We start from the raw sequence: 997 nt of genomic DNA, 5'->3' as shown, positions 1-997 counted from the left end.
GCGCAATTCTGTGCCGTTGCATCCTAAAGCCAATGTCACGGCATGGAGACTAGGGTCTGCGCCGCGTCGCTTCGCTCCTTGCTCCGCCCTAGGATGACGAATTCTGGGCTGCCGTAGAAGACAATTCCACATCGATGCCTCAACTCGCAAAATCATTCCTCTACTAAATTTATAGAACTACCTAGCCTGATCCATCTTCCAACCGGCGAGGCCATTTTCCCGGCGCCGATCCGCATCGAAGGAGAGGATCAATGTTCAATCTAACGAGACGTGTTTTCGGCATCGGCCTGCTGGCGGCGACGGTTGCCGTGTCATCCGGCGCCACAGCGCAGGAGCTGAAGCAGCTCAGCATCGGCTATCAGAAGACCGGCCTGCCGGTGATCGCCAGACAGCAGCAGGTGATCGAAAAGGCCCTTGAAGACAAGGGCGTGACGGTCAAATGGGTCGAGTTCACCGCCGGGCCGCCGCTGGTCGAGGCGCTCAATGTCGGCGCCATCGATGTCGGCTGGACCGGCGACGCACCGCCGATCTTCGGCCAGTCGGCGGGGGCCAACATCGTCTATGCCGCCGCGCTGCCGTCGAATGGCGAGGGCGAGGCGATCTTCGTCAAGCCGGCGTCGCCGATCCAGTCGATCGCCGATCTCAAGGGCAAGCGCGTCGGCGTCGGCAAGGGCACCAGCGCGCATAATCTGCTCGTCGCGGCGCTGGAAAAGGCTGGCCTTGCCTTCGACCAGATCACGCCGGTCTATCTCAGCCCGGCGGATGCAGCCGCAGCCTTCGCCAGCGACCAGATCGATGCCTGGAGCGTTTGGGATCCGTTCTTCGCCATCGCCGAAACCCGCTACCAGCCGCGTGTGCTGGCCCGCTCCAGCGAGGTGCTCAAGGTTAACACCTACTTCCTCGCCAACAAGGATTTCGCCAAGGCGCATCCCGAAACCATCACAACGACGATATCGGCGCTTGGCGAGGCGGCGAAATGGGCCGACCAGAACCGAGA

1 protein-coding gene is annotated in these 997 nt (G+C 61.7%); it reads left to right on the top strand.

What is annotated here, in order from left to right:
• Positions 1–251: 251 nt before the first annotated feature.
• The coding region (locus EN964_RS35530) for an aliphatic sulfonate ABC transporter substrate-binding protein (RefSeq protein ID WP_127277521.1) at positions 252–997 on the top strand (746 nt) is incomplete at its 3' end.

Origin of the sequence: Mesorhizobium sp. M7A.F.Ca.CA.001.10.2.1 (genome assembly GCF_003998575.1) — a bacterium.
GTDB lineage: Bacteria > Pseudomonadota > Alphaproteobacteria > Rhizobiales > Rhizobiaceae > Mesorhizobium.
This window is presented reverse-complemented; position numbering and strand designations above follow the sequence as displayed.